The organism is Microbacterium sp. KRD172, from assembly GCF_017168295.1.
Lineage (GTDB): Bacteria > Actinomycetota > Actinomycetes > Actinomycetales > Microbacteriaceae > Microbacterium > Microbacterium profundi.
In genome coordinates this window covers 1,545,980-1,560,660 of sequence record NZ_JABFAS010000002.1, presented here as the reverse complement: position 1 = coordinate 1,560,660, position 14,681 = coordinate 1,545,980, and the positions used below count along the sequence as shown (strand labels likewise).

General features: G+C 67.0%; 18 protein-coding genes. 2 read left to right on the top strand and 16 right to left on the bottom strand.

All coding sequences use genetic code 11. The annotated features are described in order from the left end of the window. The first annotated feature begins 145 nt into the window (after positions 1-145). Positions 146-1,198: an AI-2E family transporter gene (locus J1M43_RS07875; RefSeq protein ID WP_033107222.1), complete on the top strand. Its 1,053-nt coding sequence runs from the start codon at positions 146-148 to the stop codon at positions 1,196-1,198. Here the strand turns inward: J1M43_RS07875 and J1M43_RS07870 are convergent. From J1M43_RS07870 to rpsB, 9 genes are all read right to left on the bottom strand, one after another. Continuing rightward, complete coding sequence (locus J1M43_RS07870) at positions 1,173-1,904, bottom strand: alpha/beta hydrolase (RefSeq protein WP_052167086.1); 732 nt, start codon at positions 1,902-1,904, stop codon at positions 1,173-1,175. The genes J1M43_RS07875 and J1M43_RS07870 overlap by 26 nt on opposite strands. A 2-nt stretch (positions 1,905-1,906) precedes the next feature. Then, the gene (locus J1M43_RS07865) at positions 1,907-2,194 is read right to left on the bottom strand and encodes a hypothetical protein (RefSeq protein WP_033107224.1); all 288 of its coding nucleotides are present in this window, start codon (positions 2,192-2,194) and stop codon (positions 1,907-1,909) included. A 9-nt stretch (positions 2,195-2,203) separates the two neighbouring features. Then, positions 2,204-2,902, bottom strand: coding sequence for a transglycosylase SLT domain-containing protein (locus J1M43_RS07860; RefSeq protein ID WP_235272448.1), 699 nt, complete (start codon positions 2,900-2,902; stop codon positions 2,204-2,206). Between the two features lie 59 nt (positions 2,903-2,961). After that, on the bottom strand, positions 2,962-3,528 hold the full coding sequence (locus J1M43_RS07855; protein ID WP_372460287.1) for a DivIVA domain-containing protein: 567 nt from the start codon (positions 3,526-3,528) through the stop codon (positions 2,962-2,964). A gap of 20 nt (positions 3,529-3,548) precedes the next feature. Next, positions 3,549-4,652 carry a phosphatidate cytidylyltransferase gene (locus J1M43_RS07850; RefSeq protein ID WP_052167056.1) on the bottom strand — a complete coding sequence of 368 codons (1,104 nt, stop codon included), beginning with the start codon at positions 4,650-4,652 and terminating at the stop codon, positions 3,549-3,551. A 6-nt stretch (positions 4,653-4,658) separates the two neighbouring features. Continuing rightward, complete coding sequence (gene frr / locus J1M43_RS07845) at positions 4,659-5,213, bottom strand: ribosome recycling factor (protein ID WP_033107226.1); 555 nt, start codon at positions 5,211-5,213, stop codon at positions 4,659-4,661. An 86-nt stretch (positions 5,214-5,299) separates the two neighbouring features. Next, positions 5,300-6,016 carry a UMP kinase gene (gene pyrH, locus J1M43_RS07840; RefSeq protein ID WP_033107227.1) on the bottom strand — a complete coding sequence of 239 codons (717 nt, stop codon included), beginning with the start codon at positions 6,014-6,016 and terminating at the stop codon, positions 5,300-5,302. A gap of 93 nt (positions 6,017-6,109) precedes the next feature. Then, positions 6,110-6,937, bottom strand: a complete 828-nt coding sequence (gene tsf / locus J1M43_RS07835; RefSeq protein ID WP_206476428.1) for a translation elongation factor Ts — start codon at positions 6,935-6,937, stop codon at positions 6,110-6,112. Between the two features lie 41 nt (positions 6,938-6,978). After that, positions 6,979-7,923 carry a 30S ribosomal protein S2 gene (gene rpsB / locus J1M43_RS07830; RefSeq protein WP_033107229.1) on the bottom strand — a complete coding sequence of 315 codons (945 nt, stop codon included), beginning with the start codon at positions 7,921-7,923 and terminating at the stop codon, positions 6,979-6,981. A gap of 314 nt (positions 7,924-8,237) precedes the next feature. Between rpsB and J1M43_RS07825 the strand changes: the two genes are divergently transcribed. Further along, a complete protein-coding gene (locus tag J1M43_RS07825) occupies positions 8,238-8,840 on the top strand; it encodes a murein hydrolase activator EnvC (RefSeq protein WP_084595869.1) in 603 nt (200 codons plus the stop codon). Here J1M43_RS07825 and J1M43_RS07820 read toward each other — a convergent pair. From J1M43_RS07820 to lepB, 7 genes are all read right to left on the bottom strand, one after another. Next, positions 8,803-9,705, bottom strand: a complete 903-nt coding sequence (locus J1M43_RS07820; RefSeq protein WP_206476427.1) for a tyrosine recombinase — start codon at positions 9,703-9,705, stop codon at positions 8,803-8,805. The genes J1M43_RS07825 and J1M43_RS07820 overlap by 38 nt on opposite strands. An 84-nt stretch (positions 9,706-9,789) precedes the next feature. Beyond that, the gene (gene dprA, locus J1M43_RS07815; RefSeq protein ID WP_033107231.1) at positions 9,790-10,962 is read right to left on the bottom strand and encodes a DNA-processing protein DprA; all 1,173 of its coding nucleotides are present in this window, start codon (positions 10,960-10,962) and stop codon (positions 9,790-9,792) included. Then, the gene (locus J1M43_RS07810) at positions 10,959-12,488 is read right to left on the bottom strand and encodes a YifB family Mg chelatase-like AAA ATPase (protein WP_206476426.1); all 1,530 of its coding nucleotides are present in this window, start codon (positions 12,486-12,488) and stop codon (positions 10,959-10,961) included. The genes dprA and J1M43_RS07810 overlap by 4 nt, the downstream gene beginning before the upstream one ends. Continuing rightward, entirely contained in the window at positions 12,485-12,847 is a 363-nt protein-coding gene (locus tag J1M43_RS07805; RefSeq protein ID WP_033107233.1) for a YraN family protein, read from the bottom strand. Before J1M43_RS07805 ends, J1M43_RS07810 begins: the two co-directional genes overlap by 4 nt. Before the next feature lie 93 nt (positions 12,848-12,940). Continuing rightward, positions 12,941-13,267, bottom strand: coding sequence for a DUF2469 family protein (locus J1M43_RS07800; RefSeq protein ID WP_033107234.1), 327 nt, complete (start codon positions 13,265-13,267; stop codon positions 12,941-12,943). Between the two features lie 20 nt (positions 13,268-13,287). Beyond that, positions 13,288-13,947: a ribonuclease HII gene (locus J1M43_RS07795; RefSeq protein ID WP_206476425.1), complete on the bottom strand. Its 660-nt coding sequence runs from the start codon at positions 13,945-13,947 to the stop codon at positions 13,288-13,290. Next, on the bottom strand, positions 13,947-14,675 hold the full coding sequence (gene lepB, locus J1M43_RS07790) for a signal peptidase I (protein ID WP_033107236.1): 729 nt from the start codon (positions 14,673-14,675) through the stop codon (positions 13,947-13,949). Before lepB ends, J1M43_RS07795 begins: the two co-directional genes overlap by 1 nt. Positions 14,676-14,681: the final 6 nt, after the last annotated feature.

The window sequence follows — 14,681 nt, the reverse complement described above, 5'->3', positions numbered from 1 at the left end:
CCCAGATCTCCGCTCGACGTTTCAGACTATCGAAACAGGCTGAGTGTTGACTACGAGGGGGCGGCAACGTTCCCCGAGCGGCACGTCGTCGATGGCGTCCGCCGCTTGCCGACTACCCTGAGATCAGTCTTGTCGAGGAGGGCCCATGAAGGTTCACAATCCGTTCCGCACGGCCCTTGTGGCGACGCTCGGAGTGGGACTGGGCATCCTGCTCATCGGCAGCGTGCAATCGCTCTCCACCGTGCTGCTCTACGTCGGCACCGCGCTGTTCATCAGCCTCGGGCTCGATCCGGTCATCTCGTTCCTGGAGCGCCGTCGGTTGCCGCGTTGGCTCGCGGTCATCCTCACGATCCTCGGTGTCCTCGGCATCTTCGCCGGAATCGTGCTCATCGTCCTGCCGATCATCATCGACCAGGTGAGCCAGCTCGTGGAACAGATCACCGCGCTCGTCCAGTCGAGCAACGACATCTGGGGCGATCTGCGGGAGTGGCTGGGAGCAGTGTTCCCGGCACTGGACATCGATCGCATCCTGACCGAGTCGCAGGACTGGTTGCTCGCGAACATGGGTGACATCACCGGCGGCGTGATCGCTGTGAGCCTCAACCTCGTGACCGGACTGTTCGGCGCCTTCATCGTGCTGATCCTGACCATCTATCTGACCGCGTCGACGCCGTCTCTGAAGCGTTCGGTCTATCAGCTGGTTCCGGCATCCCGACGCCCTCGCTTCGTCGACCTGGCCGAGCAGATCACCGACTCGGTCGGCTACTACGTCATGGGCCAGGTCACGCTCGGCGTGATCAACGGTGTGCTCAGCGCGATCTTCCTCAGCATCATCGGCCACCCGTTCGCCGCCGTGCTCGCGGTGGTCGCGTTCTTCTTCTCGCTCATCCCGCTCGTGGGAACCCTCACCGGCTCCACGCTCATCGTGCTCGCGTGCCTGATTCCGGGTGTCGGCTCCCCGGCAACGGCGATTGCGGCCGGCGTCTATTACCTGATCTACATGCAGATCGAGGCGTACGTGATCTCACCGCGCATCATGAGTCGCGCAGTCTCGGTTCCCGGGGCCGTCGTCGTCGTTGCTGCGCTCGCCGGCGGGTCGCTGCTGGGACTGCTCGGCGCACTCATCGCGATTCCGGTCGCAGCGAGCATCCTGATCATCTACCGTCAGGTGCTCATCCCCCGCATGAACGAGAGATGACCGGCCATTCGTTCGGGAGCGGCAGCGCATCCGGATTCACCACGGCGACGATCTCGGTGAGCACGCGGCGCGTCTGGGCCTCTCCGACCCACAGGTGCTTGCCGCCTTCGACATCGATCAGCGTGATGTCGGGAATCGACGCGAAGCGCTCCCGAGCCTCTTCGGGGCGCAGGTAGTCGTCGAGCTCGGGGATGACCGCGATCACCCGGCGCTCATCGCCCGCCCACGCCGAGAGATCATCCGCAGTCGCCCTGTGCAACGGGGGCGAGAGCAGGATGATGCCCTCCACGTCGTGCTCACGCCCGTACTTCAGTGCGAGCTCAGTGCCGAACGACCAGCCCAGCAGCCACGGACGAGGCAGAGCCCTCTCATGGACGAAGTCCATCGCCGCGGCCACATCGAACTGCTCGGCTTCGCCGCCGTCGAACTTCCCCTGACTCGTGCCACGCGGCGACGTCGTCCCACGCGTGTTGAAGCGCAGCACGGCCAGATCTGCCAGGGCGGGGAGGCGCGCGGCGGCCTTTCGCAGAATGTGCGAATCCATGAACCCACCGGCGGTCGGGAGCGGGTGCAGCGTCACAAGCGTCGCAACGGGTGCATCGGTCTCGGGGAGTGCCAATTCGCCCACCAGCGTCAACTCATCCGCCGTGGACAGTTCGATCGCCTCCCGCCGTGCCGGCAGCTCCAGCGGTCCGCGGATCTCCAGGCTCACGCCATCCTCCAGCAGTGTGTGTGCCAATGCCGCCGCGCGGCGAGGTCGGCCGCATCGCCGAGCACACCGTCGGCACGCCAGACGACCTGGTGCGCAGTGCCGGCGACGATCGTACCGCCGCATCCTGGGCAGATGTATTCCTTCTGCGCCTGCTGCCCCGACACCGGCTGCACAGTCCATTCCCGGCCCTGGCGCGTCTCTGCGCGCTTCCAGCCCGAGAGCAGCCGGTCGAAGGAGTCGTCAGTGTCAGGGCGCTCCTGGCGCCGCCTGTGCGAGCGTGGCATGTCGGAGCATTACCACCAGTTGTTGTTGATCCAGAAGTCGTAAGCCCCGGCCCAACTGCCGTAGCGTCCTGTCGCGTAGCCGTTCGCCCAGCGCAGGTTGTCGACCGGGTCGTAGCCGTTGCCCGGCACCTTGCTGCACGGCAGCGCCTGTACGAGACCGCACGCGCCGGACGAGGAGTTCGTGGCGTTCGGATTCCAACCGCTCTCCTTGGAGACGACGTAGTCCACATAGCCCCAGTCGCTCGACGCGATGCCGGCCGCCGCCATCCACTCCGCCGGTGCACCGCCGCCCGTGTAGTACAGCGGGCCGGCGCTTCCTGAGGAATCCGAGGAATCCGAATCGGTCGACGCGACCTCTGGTTCCGGCGTCGGAGTGGGCGTGGGAGTCGGTGTCACATAGACGTCGTAGGCGCCGCGGGAGACCGGCGCGATGGTAGCGCCCTCGGCCGTGACCGTCAGATCTTGCGTGTCCTGGACTGCGAGCGAGAAAGGCGTCTGCACGTCTGCCACCGGAGGATCCGCGAGCGCCATGCCTGTGGGCGCCACGATCGCGGCTGCGAAGGCGACGACGCCGAACGCCGCGAAGCCGCCGACGACACCACGCCTGCGCGACCAACGACGAGGAGTGCGCGCGGGTGATTTCTTGGGTGCGGTTCTCACCGGCGCATCGCTGGCGATGGCGGGATCGATCTCGGTGCCGGAAGTCACAATAGCTTCAGTGTAACCAGCCGCGCCTGAGACCTCCATCCGAATGCCGGGACGGTCGTTCAGCGAACCGCGAGGATCACGTCGATCGTGGCATCCAGCAGCGCATCGACCTGCTCTTCGCGGTAGCCGCCGCGCTGCATCCGGAATGCAGCCGATCGCAGCTGTTCGACCGACAGTTCATCACCATCGCGCAGGTACCGTACGATCCGTGCGGCGACGTGATCGACCTCGTCGACGCGGTATCCGAATGACAGGAAGCCCGTGCGTGCGAACTTGTGCCGGCGGCTGCGCGCCAGATGGTCGAGTATGAGCTGCGCATCCGAGCGCGCGTGCTCGACCCATGCCTGCGCACCCTCGACGCGCACGGCGCGCTCACGCTGCCGTGCGGCCAGCGCATCCTCCACACGCCCGAGAGCGGCATCGACCTCAGCGATGTCGTATCCGCCCTTGACGAGCGGGAAGGATGCCACGCGCACGTCGGCGGCGGACAGATCGTCGGTGTCGTCCTCGAAGCTGTCACGGGCCGCAGCCAAGAACGTGTCCACCGCGACGCGGTGGTATCCGCGCTCGCGACCACTCGCCAGTCCGAAGGCGGGCGCCGCCTTGTCGTCGTCGATCTCAGTCACACCGTTCACCGTATCCGAAGTCATGGAAGCGTCATCCAAGGCGAGAGCAGGAAGTACAGGCTCAGCGCCGGAATGGTCGAGGGAAGGATGCTGTCCAGTCGATCCAGGAGCCCTCCGTGGCCGGGGAGCCATGAGCTCATGTCCTTGATGCCCATGTCACGTTTGATCATCGACTCGGCGAGATCGCCCAGGGTGGCGGTGAGCAGAATGGCGACGCCGAAGATCACGCCCGCCCACCACGGCAGGTTGAGCAGGAAGATCGCGAGGAGCACGCCTGCGGCGACGGCAGCGACCACAGCGCCGGCGAAGCCTTCCCAGGTCTTCTTCGGGCTGATGCGCGGCGCCATCGGATGCGTGCCGAAGGCAAGTCCGGCAGCATAGGCGCCGGTGTCGGATGCGACGGCGATCGCGACGAACGCGAGCACCCACCACTGCCCGCCCTCCTGGGCGAGCAGGAGCAGAGCGATGCCGGTGAGGAAGGGCACGTACACCTGGACGAAGCCACTGACGAGGGCATCGGTGAGCACGTCACCGTATGTACGGCCGTCCTTCGACATCATCTGCGCAAGAAGACGCCACACGACGACGAACACGACGGCGACCAGCAAAGCGACCCAGATGAGCCACGGCGGTGCGAAGTAGCCGGCGAGCACCAGCGCGACGCCGGCGATGATCTGCGGGACGAGGTCGATCCGGCGGCCCGCAGCGCTCAGCGCCCGTGCCAGCTCGAAGATCCCGAGCACCGCGATCGCCAGGGCGATCGGGACGAACAGCTCTTTGATGAAGATCAGCGAGGCCAGCAGGATCGCACCGAATCCGAGCCCGACCAGGATCGCGAGGATCAGGTCGCGGCCGGTGCGCGCCTTTATCCGCTCATTCGCCTGATCGAGATGCTCCCTGGCCTGAGTCACATGAGTCTCGAACTCGCCCCTGGCCTGGCGCAGTTGCTCCCGCATCGCGGCGGTCGGATCGACAGGATGCGCAGACCCGGCCGGCAGCGGCGGACGCGGCGGAATCGACCCCTCGTCCACGACGGGGAGGTCGACTTCCGGGGTGGCTCCATCACGTGCTTCGCGCCGCGTCAGCGGGCGTTGCTCGTCGGCGGAGCCGGCTGCGGCGCTCATCCTGGGTTATACCTCGAGCAGCTCGGTCTCTTTGCGCTTGAGGGCGTCGTCGACGAGGTCGACGTGCTGGCGCGTGATCGCGTCGAGTTCCTTCTCGCCACGTGAGATCTCGTCTTCGCCGACGTCGCTCTTGAGCGCGTCGAGCTCGTCTTTGGACTTGCGACGGATGCCGCGGAGGTGCACCTTCGCGTCCTCGCCCTTCGTACGCACGAGCTTGACGTACTCCTTGCGGCGCTCGGCGGTGAGCTCGGGCATCGTCACGCGCACGATGTTGCCGTCGTTCGTGGGATTCGCGCCCAGGTTCGGCATGTCGCGGATCGCCTGCTCGATGGCCTTCAGCGCGGTCTTGTCATACGGCGTGATCACGAGTGAACGTGCCTCAGGGTTCGCCATCGACGCGAGCTGCGCGAGGGGTGTGGGTGAACCGTAATAGTCCACCATCACCTTCTGGAACATCTGCGGGTTCGCCCGTCCGGTACGGACCGTGGCGAAGTCCTCTTTGGCGGCTTCGACCGCACGCGTCATTCGGGAGGTGGTTTCAGCGAGGACATCCGCGATCACGGTGACTCCTATCGTCGGGGTGTTCCAGCAACGTGGTGTTCCGGTAATTCTATCCGGGCATGCGCTCGGACCCGGCGTGGCGCGCCTCAGGCGGAGACGCGCGTGCCGATCGCCTCACCGAGAAGCGCGCGGGTGACGTTTCCCGCGGGCTCCATGCCGAAGACGCGCATGTCCATGTTGTTGTCCATGCAGAGGCTGAACGCCGTCGAGTCGACGACCTTGAGGCCGCGCTGCAGCGCATCGCGATAGGTGACCTGCTCGATGCGGGTCGCGGTGGCATCCTTGTTGGGGTCGGCGGTGTAGACGGCGTCCACGCCGTTCTTGGCCACGAGCACCTCGTCGGCCCCGATCTCCAGGGCGCGCTGCGCTGCGACCGTGTCGGTCGAGAAGTACGGGAGTCCTGCGCCGGCGCCGAAGATCACGACACGACCCTTCTCCATGTGCCGCTCCGCGCGGCGCGGAATGTACGGCTCGGCCACCTGCGTCATCGAGATGGCGGACTGCACGCGAGTGGCGGCTCCGGCCTGCTCGAGGAAGTCCTGCAGAGCGAGCGCGTTCATGACCGTTCCGAGCATGCCCATGTAGTCGGCGCGTCCCCGGTCCATCCCGCGCTGGCTGAGCTCCGCACCGCGGAAGAAATTCCCACCGCCGACGACGATCGCGATCTCCACCTGGTCGACGGCCGCCGCGATCTCTCGTGCGATCTGGCCGACGACATCGGGATTGACGCCGAGCTGTCCAGCGCCGAAGGCCTCACCGGAGAGTTTGAGAAGGACGCGACGGCGTCCGGTGCGTTCGGTCATGGGTGGGTGATCCTCTCGTCCCGATTCAAGATAGTGCCTTGTGGGCATGAAGAAGGGGTTCGGATCACAATGATCCGAACCCCTTCCAGGTTGCTACGCGCCGACCTTGAAGCGTGCGAAGTCTGTCACGGTGATACCGGCATCCTTCGCCACCTGGGCGACAGAGAGCTTGTTGTCCTTGGCGTAGTCCTGCTCGAGCAGTGCGACCTGCTTGATGAAAGCGGAGACGCGGCCTTCGACGATCTTCGGCAGAGCAGCCTCGGGCTTGCCCTCGTTGCGCGAGATCTCGGTGACGATCTCACGCTCCTTCTCGACGGCGTCGGCCGGGACGGAGCCCCGGTCGAGGTAGGACGGGTTGGCGAACGAGATGTGCTGCGCGATGCTGCGCGCGGTCGCTGCATCGTCACCCGAGTAGGCGACGACGACACCGATCTGCGGCGGCAGGTCCTTGCTCGTGCGGTGCAGGTACACCTCGACGGAATCGCCGGAGACCGTGCGGACCTGGCGCAGCTCGACCTTCTCGCCGATGACGGCTGCCTCGTCCGAGATCAGCTCACCGACGCTCTGGTCGCCCGCGGATGCCGCGAGGGCTTCCTCGACCGTGTTCGCCTTGGCTGCGGCAGCAGCATCGGCGACCTTGTCCGCCAGCGCGATGAAGCGCTCGTTCTTCGCGACGAAGTCGGTCTCGCAGGCGAGCTCGATCAACGTGACGTTGCCGTCCTGCTCACGTGCGACGACGAGGCCCTCGCTCGTGGAACGGTCAGCGCGCTTCGCGTTGCCCTTCGCACCCTTGAGGCGGAGGATCTCGACGGCCTTCTCGCGGTCGCCTTCGGCTTCCTCGAGCGCCTTCTTCGTGTCGACCATTCCGGTGCCGAGCTGCTCGCGCAGCGCCTTGATGTCAGCGATGGTGAAGTTGGCCATGTGTGGTGGCTCCTTGCTTCGTGATGTGTGTGTACGCGGAATTACTTGGCGGCGTCGGCCTCGGCTGCCTCGGCCGGAGCCTCGGTCGCCTCGACGGCAGGAGCCTCTTCGGCAGCAGCTTCGGTCGCCTCTGCAGCAGGAACCTCAGCGGCAGCCTCTTCAGCCGGAGCCTCAGTCGCTTCAGCAGCAGGAGCCTCAGTCGCCTCAGCGGCAGGAGCCTCAGCAGCGTCGGCCGGAGTCTCGAGGAGTTCCTTCTCCCACTCGGCCAGCGGCTCAGCGTCACCCGACTCGGGGTTGTGCTTCTGCTGCAGGCCCTCGGCCGCGGCGTCGGCGATGATGCGGGTCAGCAGCGAGACGGAGCGGATCGCGTCGTCGTTGCCGGGGATCGGGTACTGGAAGTCGTCCGGGTCGGCGTTCGTGTCGAGGATGCCGATCACGGGGATGCCGAGCTTCTTGGCCTCGTCGATGGCGAGGTGCTCACGCTTCGCGTCGATGACCCACAGAGCCGAAGGCGTCTTGGTGAGGTTGCGGATACCGCCGAGCGACTTGTGCAGCTTGTCGAGCTCGCGCTTCTTGAGCAGCAGTTCCTTCTTGGTGAAGCCGCTGTTGGCCGGAACCTCGTAGTCGAGCTCCTCGAGCTCCTTCATGCGTGCGAGACGCTTGGAGATCGTCTGGAAGTTGGTGAGGAGTCCGCCGAGCCAGCGCTGGTTCACGAAGGGCTGGCCGACGCGCGTGGCCTGCTCTGCCAGGATCTCCTGAGCCTGCTTCTTGGTGCCGACGAAGAGGATGGTGCCGCCGTGCGCGACCGTCTCCTTGACGAAGTCGTAGGCGCTGTCGATGTAGCCCAGCGACTGCTGCAGGTCGATGATGTGGATGCCGCTGCGCTCGGTGAGGATGAAGCGCTTGACCTTCGGGTTCCACCGACGGGTCTGGTGTCCGAAGTGCACGCCGCTGTCGAGCAGCTGGCGGATGGTGACCACAGCCATGGTCGTCTCCTGGTTCTGGCGCGTTCAGCGCCGTTGAGGTTGTGTCGCCGATCGGGTGATCGGCATGCCTGGCGCCCGGCACACGCCCACCCGCTCTTGCGAGCAGGACCTGAGGGAGTGGATGCCACGACCTTGTCCTTGCAGACGTCGATCGCTCTGGGCACGCGTAGTCACCCCGAAGTTCGAGGTGCGACCTCCAGTGTACAGGATCAGTCGCCATCGATTGCTCCTGCACAGGCCGCAGTCCTCCGGCGTTATCCCCCGGACGCGGGTTTCCCACTGCGCATCACTCACGCATGCTCCAAGATGGTCCGATGCGAGCCCAGAGCAGTTGCGACCGGCGGAACTTCACTGTCCCACGAGCGATCGCGTTCCTGCTGTTGCTGGTGATGCTGCCCGGTGCCGCTGTCGGGCCACCGACGCCGGACCCGCCGTGGACCTGGCCCGTCGACGGCGCGCGCACCGTGACGACGCCGTTCCGCGCACCCGCGCACGAGTACGGTCCCGGCCATCGTGGGATCGACATGTCGGCCCCGGTCGGCACCGTCGTGCGTGCGCCGGCGGACGGAGTCGTGGCGTTCCGCGGAGTGGTCGTGGATCGGCCGCTGCTCACACTCGATACCGGCGACGGGCTCGTGACGACGTTCGAGCCACTCGAATCGACGCTCTCACCTGGTGCGGTGGTCGTCGCGGGCCAGGAGATCGGCACGGTCGCGCGGGGCGGTCACACCCCAGCGGGCGAGCTGCACCTCGGCGTGCGGTACCGCGACGTGTACATCAACCCCATGCTGTTGTTCGGGGAGGTGCCGCGGGCGATCCTCCTGCCGTGCTGCGGGCCGACCGGCGTCTCGGGCACCGGGACCGGTGCGCCTGACTCGCTCAGGCTCGCGGGTGCGCGAGTCGGTAGGTCGCTGTGAGTCGCTCCGAAGAGACGTGCGTGTAGATCTGGGTGGTTCCCAGGCTCGCGTGTCCGAGGATCTCCTGCACTGCTCTCAGATCCGCCCCCCCGTCGAGCAGGTGCGTCGCGGCGGAATGCCGGAGTGCGTGCGGCCCGACGGCCTCGGCGCCGATGATCGGACCCAGCGCGTGGGCGACCAGCGTGTATACCGCGCGCGGGCCGAGGCGTCCGCCGCGCGCGCCGAGGAACACGGCGGGCGCGGTTCGTTCGGCGCGGGCGACCAGCACGGAGCGACCCCGTGTCAGATACGCGCCGAGCGCGTCGCGGGCGGGGATGCCGTATGGCACGACCCGTTCCTTGGATCCTTTGCCGACTACCCGGACAGTGGCGCGATCGAGGTCCAGATCGTCGATGTCGATCCCGCAGAGTTCCGAGACCCGCATGCCGGAGCCGTACAGCAGCTCGAGGATCGCATGATCGCGGAGCTGGATGGGGTCGCCATCCGCTGCCGTCTCCCGACGCGCGTCGAGGAGATCGCGCATGCCGTCTTTCGATGCGACGGCGGGAAGCGTGCGGCCGCGCTTCGGCGCGACCAGTCGCAGGCTCGGATCCAGACCGATCAGCTCCTCGTCCTTCGCCCACGCGAAGAAGGAACGAGCGGCCGCCGCTCGTCTGGCCAACGTGGCGCGCGCGTCGCCGCGTCGGGTCGCGCGCCAGAGCCAGTCCCGCAGCGTCTCGAGATCGACGTCGGCGAGCGAACTCTCTCCGACGGCATCCGAGAGATCATGCAGATCCGACCGGTACGCGCGCACCGTCGCGGGCGACAGCCTGCGCACCTGCGTCAGATGTGCGGTGAACGCATCCGCAGCGGCGTTCAGATCCATGAGACCAGCATGCCCTCCAGGGTCGCAGGTGCGCCGCGCCTCGCCGTGGCGCTGCCGGAGCCCGGCACGGAGGACCAGAGGAGATCATGCGACGCCGAGGCGCCATCCCGCCTCATCGCTCCGCACGCGCTCATCCAACGACAGCAGCCCCAGCAGCGCACGGACACGTTCTTCCGACAACCCCGAGATCCGGGCGAGCTCGATGGATGAGCGTGCGGTGCGGGTGCTCATGGCATCGAGGAGACGGGTCTGGTCGGGGTCGATACGCACCCCTTCTCCCCCACCACGACCACCGTTGCCGTTCGCGTCGAGGCCGAGCAGCTCGCGCACCTCCGCGGTGCTCGTGACGCAACGCGCGTCATATTCGCGCAACAGCCGATGACAGCCGGCAGATGCGGCGGATGTCACCGGTCCCGGCACTGATCCCAACGGCCGTCCGAGCGCGGCTGCGTGCCCTGCGGTGTTCAACGATCCGCTGCGCCAGCCCGCCTCCACCACCACCGTCGCCATCCCGAGAGCAGCGATGAGCCTGTTGCGCGCGAGGAAGCGCCACTTGGTCGGAGCCGCGCCGCACGGGAGCTCGCTCACCATCGCACCGGATGCCTGGATGCGTTCGAACAGCTGCTGATGTCCGGCCGGATACGCGCGGTCGACGCCGCCCGCGAGGAATGCGACGGTCCCGCCCCCGACTCCGAGCGCTGCCCGATGGGCAGCGCCATCGATCCCGTACGCACCACCAGAGACGACGAGCGTGCCTGATGCCGCCAGATCACCGGCGAATTCGGCCGCGACGGATTCGCCGTAGCCGGTCGCCGCCCGCGCTCCGACGATCGACACGCGCTCGGGCGTGATCAGTCGGCTCGCATCGCCTCGGACCCACAGCAGCACCGGCGCATGGTCCCCGAGGTCGTCGAGCGACTCGGGCCATTCCTCGTCACCGGGCAGCAGCAGTCGCGCTCGCACCTCTTGTGCGCCGTGGAGCGATTCCGAAACGGCGCGAGGTCGCGCGCGTGGTCGCCACCGCCGCTGAGCTTCACCGATGACACGGTCCGACAGGGCGAAACGGGAGTCGTCCAGCGCGACACGCATCGCCTCTTCGGCGCCGAGCTGCGCGATCAGAGCCCCTGCCACACCGTCACCCGGCTCGGCGATCACTCCCCATGCGACCCGTGCCAGGGTATCGGCCGCCTCACTCTCCGGTCGAGCGCTGCGTGCCACGGCGCAGACCTCGGCGTCTCCCAGCAGAGCATCCATCATGAGATCAGTCCCTTCTTCAGAAAGAGCGCTCGCCCGAGTTCGTCGTGTCCCGGGCGGTCCACTCCGGCGAGATCCGCCATGGTCCACGCGAGGCGAAGCGCACGGTCGTAACCGCGGAGCGTGAGCAGCCCGCGTTCAAGCGCCCGGTCGAGCGGTGCGCGCACGTCTGACGGCAATCGCAGAGCCCCTTGCCGCAGATGCGAGCCGGCGACTTCGGCGTTCACGGTCCACGGCGTCTGCGCCCATCGCAAGCCGGCTCGCCGTCTCGCCTCCTGCACCCGACCTCGTGCTTCAGCCGTGGTCGTCCCCGATCGCTCGGACGCTGTCGCCCGAGAGGCCGCGACGCGTGCGACCTGAAGATCGATGTCGATGCGATCCCTGAGCGGTCCGGAGAGCCGTGCCGAGTATCGCCGAATCGCGATCGGCGGGCAGATGCACTCCGCTCCGCGCACGCCGTAGTTTCCGCACGGGCACGGGTTGGTCGCCAGAGCGAGCTGGAACCGTGCGGGGAAACGCGCACGGAAACCGGCGCGGTCGATTTCGATGCTCCCCGTCTCCAACGGCTGGCGCAGCGCATCGAGTGCGACGCGCGAGAATTCCGCCGCCTCGTCGAGGAACAGGATCCCGCGATGCGCCCGCACGATCGCCCCCGGCCTGACGGCCCGCGATCCCCCTCCGACGAGCGCCGCCACAGAGGCACTGTGATGCGGAGCCTCAAGCGGCGGCAGGGCGTCGAGAACGTCGACGGCTGCACCGGAAAGCGATCGGATGGACGCGACCTCCAGCGCAGCATCCTCGTCCAGCGGCGGGAGTATGCCCGGCAACCGGCGCGCCAGCATCGTCTTCCCCGCCCCTGGCGGACCGCTCATCAGCAGGTGGTGTCCCCCGGCAGCAGCGACGATCAGCGCCTCGACTGCCTCGTCCTGTCCGACGACATCGACCAGATCGAGGCTCTCCGGCTCGTGAGGCGGCGCGACCGCGGCAGTCACGGGTTCGACCTCGACGGGTGCGAGGTCGGCACCATGCCACATCGCCACCTCCGCAAGCGTGGTCGCGGCGCGCACCCGTATCCCAGGCACGAGTCGCGCCTCCGCCGCGTTCGCGTGGGGCACGATCACCTGTTCGAACCCCGCGCGTGCAGCGGCGAAGACGGCGGGGAGCACGCCCGGCACCGGACGCACCCTGCCGTCGAGGCCGAGTTCGCCGATATGCACGGTGCGCGCGATCGACCCGGCGTTGAGCACTCCCCCGGTCGCGACCGCGGAGATCGCGATACCGAGGTCGAATCCGCTGCCGTGCTTGGGCAGACTCGCCGGCGAGAGATTCACCGTGAGCCTGCGACGAGTCAGCTCCAGGTGCGCGTTCGTCACCGCGTTGTGCACGCGCTGCGCGGCCTCGCCCAGCGCTTTGTCCGGCAGGCCGACGATCTTGAAACCCGGTGTCTGGTTCGACACGTCCGCCTCGATCTCGACGAGGTGCCCGTCGACACCGGTGAGAGCGACTGCCCAGGTTCGCGCCGTCTTCATCGCAGATCCACCAAGTGCTCGAGCGTGCCGGTGGCGGGGTCGGCGCCGACGATCCCGATGATCTCGAGGCGCAGCATCCGATGTCTCGCGAGATCACGATGCTCACCGGCCCACGCGTATCCCAACCGCCAGAGCCGTTGCCTCTTGCGCTCGTCTATCGCGTCGAACGGATGGCCGAATCCGGTGCTGCGCCTGGTCTTGACCTCGACGATGCCGAGGATGCCGTCGAGCTCGGCGACGATGTCGATCTCGCCCTGCGCGCAGCGCCAGTTGCGGTCGAGTATGCGATACCCGTGCGTCGCCAGGTGCTGTGCGGCGCGGTCTTCACCCGCACGTCCGAGGTCGTCTTTGGCTGCCATGGAGACAGCATGCGCGTGATGATAGAACCGTGATCAGCGTGATTCACGCGACCTGGGGATCCGGTAAGGGAATGATTTTCGGTGCCGACAGAGTCACTTGCCGTCGAGCGAGAGCTCCTCGGGAAGCTCGAACTCACGCCGCTGCAGCTCTTCGACGTTGACATCCTTGAACGTCAGCACCCGCACGGCCTTGACGAAGCGATCGGCGCGGTAGATGTCCCAGACCCAGACATCGGTCATCGAGATCTCGAAGTAGAAGTCGTGCTCGGTGTCGCGGCGGACCACGTTCACCTCATTCGCGAGATAGAACCGGCGCTCGGTCTCGACGACGTACTGGAACTGCCCCACGACGTCGCGATACTCGCGGAACAGTGCGAGTTCGAGTTCGCGGTCGTAATCGTCGAATGCCTCTTCGTCCATGATGAGTCCATCCTACGAGTTCAGAAGAGAGTGGGGGCATCGGCGATCGCCCACGACGCACGGTGGAACGGCGAGAGCCCCGATTCGCGGATCGCCGCGCGGTGCTCGAGGCTCGCGTAGCCCTTGTTGCGGTCCCATTGATACGCCGGGTGATCGACGTGAAGTGCGCTCATGTGGTCATCTCGTGCGACCTTGGCGATGACCGATGCCGCCGATACCGAGGCGCAGTCGCGGTCGCCCTTGATCACCGAGCGCACCTGCAGCGGCGCGGAGTGCACACGCGAGACGTAGTCGTGGTTGCCGTCGAGGATCACCAGAGCGCCGTCGAGCGAGGCGCCCAGTGCGACGACGGCATCGATCGCACGGGATGCCGCGAGTCCCAGCGCACGCATGATGCCTCCGTCATCGACCTCGGCGGCGCTCGCCCAGCCGACACCGGATGCCTGTACCCAGGCCGCGGCGCGGGCGGCCACTTCGGGTCGGCGCTTCTCGGTGACGAGTTTCGAGTCGCGCAGCCCCTCCGGGACGCGACGACGGCAGCCGGCAGCGTCCATGACCGACGCGCCGACCGCGACGGGACCTGCAAGCGCGCCTCGACCGACTTCGTCGAGCGAGATGATGAGGTCGAACTCGGCGAGCAGTTTGCGCTCGAGCCTGAGCGTTGGCGCGACGACAGTCATCACTGTGGATCAGGTACGCCGTTGAACACTTCGCGATGGCCGTCGACCGTGCCGATCCGGTCGAGGGGCCAGGTGGTCAGGAACGTCTTGCCCACCACGTTGTCCAGAGGGACGAATCCCCCGCTGGGCAGATCCTGGTGCGCGCGTGCATCCTGAGAACGGTCCCGGTTGTCACCCATCAGCCAGAGCGAGCCCTCCGGCACAGTCACATCGAACGGCTCGTTGGATGCCGCCGTGTCGCCCTCGGGCAGATTCAGGTACGACAGCTCGTCGATCGGGGCGCCGTTGATCTCGATCTGTCCGAGTGAATTGCAGCAGACGACGTTGTCCCCGGGCAGGCCGATCAGGCGTTTGACCAGATGATCTTCGCTGTCCGAGGCGGAGAGTCCGATGAGGGTGAGTGCCGAATCGATCGCTTCCATCAGCGGCGGACCGGCCGGCTCCTGCACGCGCGCTGGCAGCCATCCCCCCGGATCCTCGAACACGACCACATCGCCTCGCGAGTACCCCGTCCAGTTCGGCGTCAGCTCATCGACCAGGATCCGGTCGTCGACGAGGAGTGTGCGCTCCATCGAGGCAGAGGGGATGTAGAACGAGCGCACGACGAATGTCTTCACGAGGAAGGACACGAGCGCGGCGATCACGATGATCACCAGGACGTCTCGAAGGAAGATCAGGAATCCGCGTCGCCTCTTGCGGCGCACGTCGGGGGCGGATTCAGTCGTCATCGCATT

Bases quoted from the DNA above. Each gene is read 5' to 3' on its own strand.
- J1M43_RS07875 (WP_033107222.1), top strand. From the start codon at position 146: ATGAAGGTTCACAATCCGTTCCGCACGGCCCTTGTGGCGACGCTCGGA.
- J1M43_RS07865 (WP_033107224.1), bottom strand. From the start codon at position 2,194: ATGCCACGCTCGCACAGGCGGCGCCAGGAGCGCCCTGACACTGACGAC.
- J1M43_RS07850 (WP_052167056.1), bottom strand. From the start codon at position 4,652: ATGAGCGCCGCAGCCGGCTCCGCCGACGAGCAACGCCCGCTGACGCGG.
- pyrH (WP_033107227.1), bottom strand. From the start codon at position 6,016: ATGACCGAACGCACCGGACGCCGTCGCGTCCTTCTCAAACTCTCCGGT.
- tsf (WP_206476428.1), bottom strand. From the start codon at position 6,937: ATGGCCAACTTCACCATCGCTGACATCAAGGCGCTGCGCGAGCAGCTC.
- rpsB (WP_033107229.1), bottom strand. From the start codon at position 7,923: ATGGCTGTGGTCACCATCCGCCAGCTGCTCGACAGCGGCGTGCACTTC.
- J1M43_RS07825 (WP_084595869.1), top strand. From the start codon at position 8,238: ATGCGAGCCCAGAGCAGTTGCGACCGGCGGAACTTCACTGTCCCACGA.
- J1M43_RS07820 (WP_206476427.1), bottom strand. From the start codon at position 9,705: ATGGATCTGAACGCCGCTGCGGATGCGTTCACCGCACATCTGACGCAG.
- dprA (WP_033107231.1), bottom strand. From the start codon at position 10,962: ATGATGGATGCTCTGCTGGGAGACGCCGAGGTCTGCGCCGTGGCACGC.
- J1M43_RS07810 (WP_206476426.1), bottom strand. From the start codon at position 12,488: ATGAAGACGGCGCGAACCTGGGCAGTCGCTCTCACCGGTGTCGACGGG.
- J1M43_RS07805 (WP_033107233.1), bottom strand. From the start codon at position 12,847: ATGGCAGCCAAAGACGACCTCGGACGTGCGGGTGAAGACCGCGCCGCA.
- J1M43_RS07800 (WP_033107234.1), bottom strand. From the start codon at position 13,267: ATGGACGAAGAGGCATTCGACGATTACGACCGCGAACTCGAACTCGCA.
- J1M43_RS07795 (WP_206476425.1), bottom strand. From the start codon at position 13,947: ATGACTGTCGTCGCGCCAACGCTCAGGCTCGAGCGCAAACTGCTCGCC.
- lepB (WP_033107236.1), bottom strand. From the start codon at position 14,675: ATGACGACTGAATCCGCCCCCGACGTGCGCCGCAAGAGGCGACGCGGA.